This window comes from Streptomyces botrytidirepellens (assembly GCF_003721215.1).
GTDB lineage: Bacteria > Actinomycetota > Actinomycetes > Streptomycetales > Streptomycetaceae > Streptomyces > Streptomyces himastatinicus.
On the sequence record NZ_RIBZ01000514.1, the window covers coordinates 1 to 2,314 of the forward strand.

The window sequence follows — 2,314 nt, forward strand, 5'->3', positions numbered from 1 at the left end:
CCGCCCGTCCGGCGGCGGGCTCGCCCAGGACACCCCTAGAGCTCCAGCACGGCGTGCACCGGCAGATGGTCGCTGGGGAACTGGCCGTCCCGCGAGTAGGTGTCGATCGCGGCGTAGCGGGTCCGTACGCCCGGCGAGGTGAGGATCCAGTCGATGCGGTCACCGTCGGGGACCAGCGGCTTGTAGCCGTGGAAGGTCGCGTACAGCTTGCTGCGCCGGTCGGCGGCGTCCCACGCGTCGGCCAGCGAGCCGCCCTTCAGCAGGGTGTCGTAGACCGGGTTGCCGTGGGCGGCCACGTTGAAGTCCCCGGTGACGATGCGGGGGAGGGCCGGGTTCAGCCCGGCGAGCCGAACGTTGATCAGCCCGGCGGCGCGCTCCCGGGCGTACTGGCTGATGTGGTCGAGATGGGTGTTGAGGGCGTAGAACTGCCGGTCGGTGGCCCGGTCCTGGAAGCGCACCCAGGTGACCATGCGCACCACGGCGCCGCCCCAGGTGTTGGAGCCGATCACATACGGGGTGTCGGACAGCCAGAAGTGGTCGTACTCCAGCGGCTCCAGCCGTCTGGCGTCGTAGAAGACGGCCATGAACTCGTCGCGGCTGCCCCCCGCCCGCCCCGTGCCGAGCCAGTCGTAGTGCGAACCGAGATCGGCGGCGATGTCGCGCAGCTGGCCGTACAGCCCCTCCTGCGTGCCCAGCAGATGAGGTGCGGCCCGGCGCAGCAGCTCCCGCATGACGGGGCGCCGCTGCGGCCAGGAGTTGGGCGCGGTGTCGCTGGCGTAGCGCAGGTTGAAGGTCATGGCGTGCAGCTGTGAGCCGTCCACGGGGACGGCCGAGCCGCCCCCGGCGGTATCGGCGCGGGCCTCCGGCTGGGTGGCGAGCGGGAGCGCGAGGGCCGCGGCGGCCGCGGCGCGCATCCCGTGACGGCGGCTGAACAGAGGTGCGGGCATGGCTCCTCCAAGGGTCCGGCGTTGAGACCAGTATCAGGCCGTCCGGTGGGAATGAAGTGGCCTGCGGGAGCCGCGAGTTGAAACGTACGGAGTCCGGATGCGGAACCGGCGGCTCACACCGGGCCGATGCCGCCGGGGAGTTCCGGCAGCCGGGGGGTGTGGAGCCAGGCGGTGAACAGCGCGTCCAGGGGCTGTGCCGTGTGGCGCTGCGCCAGCGCGGTGAACTCCTCGGTGGTGACGGTGGCGTGGCGGTGGGTGGCCGTCCACTCCCGCAGCACCGCGAAGAAGGCGTCGTCCCCGAGGACCGTACGCAGCGCGTGCAGCGTCAGGGCGCCCCGCTGGTAGACCCGGTCGTCGAACATCCGGGGCATGCCCGGGTCCGCGACCAGCAGATCCTGCGGCTGATCCGCCAGCGCGGCCCTGAAGCGGGCGGCGTGGACGGCGGCCGGGGCACCGCCGGAGACCTCCGACCACAGCCACTCGGCGTACTTGGCGAAGCCCTCGTTCAGCCAGATGTGGCGCCAGTCGGCGAGGCTCAGGCTGTTGCCGAACCACTGGTGGGCCAGCTCATGGGCCACCAGCCGCTCACAGCCGCGCTGTCCGTCGACGTGGTTGGCGCCGAAGACGGAGAGCGTCTGCGCCTCGACCGGCACCTCCAGCTCGTCGTCCGTCACCACCACCGCGTACTCGTCGAACGGATACGGGCCGAAGAGGTCCTCGAAGGCGGCCATCATCCGGGGCTGGCGGGCGAAGTCGTGGTCGAAGCGGTCACGCAGCCGCGGCGGTACGGCCGCCCGCTGCGGCACCGTGCTCACCGCCGCGTCGGTCAACTCGACCAGGTCGTACAGGCCGATCTGGACCGTGGCGAGATACGTGGACATCGGCGCCGGGTGGTCGTACACCCACGTCGTGGTGGAGGCGCTGACCGTACACGACTCCAGCGTGCCCGCGGCGAGCACCGTGTACGGCGACGGCGCGGTCACCGCGATCCGGTACGACGCCTTGTCGGCCGGGTGGTCGTTGCACGGGAACCAGGACGGCGCGCCGATCGGCTGGCCCGCCACCAGCGCCCCGTCCTCCAGCTGCTCCCAGCCCAGGTCGCCCCAGTGCCGGGTCTTCACCGGCCGCGGCACCCCGACGTACCGCACCTCGACCGTGAACGGCGCCCCGGCGGGCAGCGGGCGCGCCGGGCGGATGCGCAGCTTGCCGGCCCGATGGGTGTAGCGGGCCGCGCGGACACCGTCGACCAGCACCGCGTCCACCCGGAACGCGCCGAGGTCCAGGCTGAACCCGGACAGCGGCTCGCCCGCCGAGCCCGCCGCGCCCGCCGCCCCCGGCTCGGCGACCGCGCCCGGCTCGGCGACCGC

General features: G+C 73.0%; 2 protein-coding genes. Both read right to left on the reverse strand.

Annotation, left to right across the window (positions count from 1 at the left end; genetic code table 11):
* Window positions 1–35: 35 nt before the first annotated feature.
* Entirely contained in the window at window positions 36–947 is a 912-nt protein-coding gene (locus EEJ42_RS32170) for an endonuclease/exonuclease/phosphatase family protein (RefSeq protein WP_123105437.1), read from the reverse strand.
* 113 nt (window positions 948–1,060) lie between these two features.
* Window positions 1,061–2,314: M1 family metallopeptidase (locus EEJ42_RS32175; RefSeq protein WP_148082094.1), on the reverse strand; the 1,254-nt coding region annotated here is incomplete at its 5' end.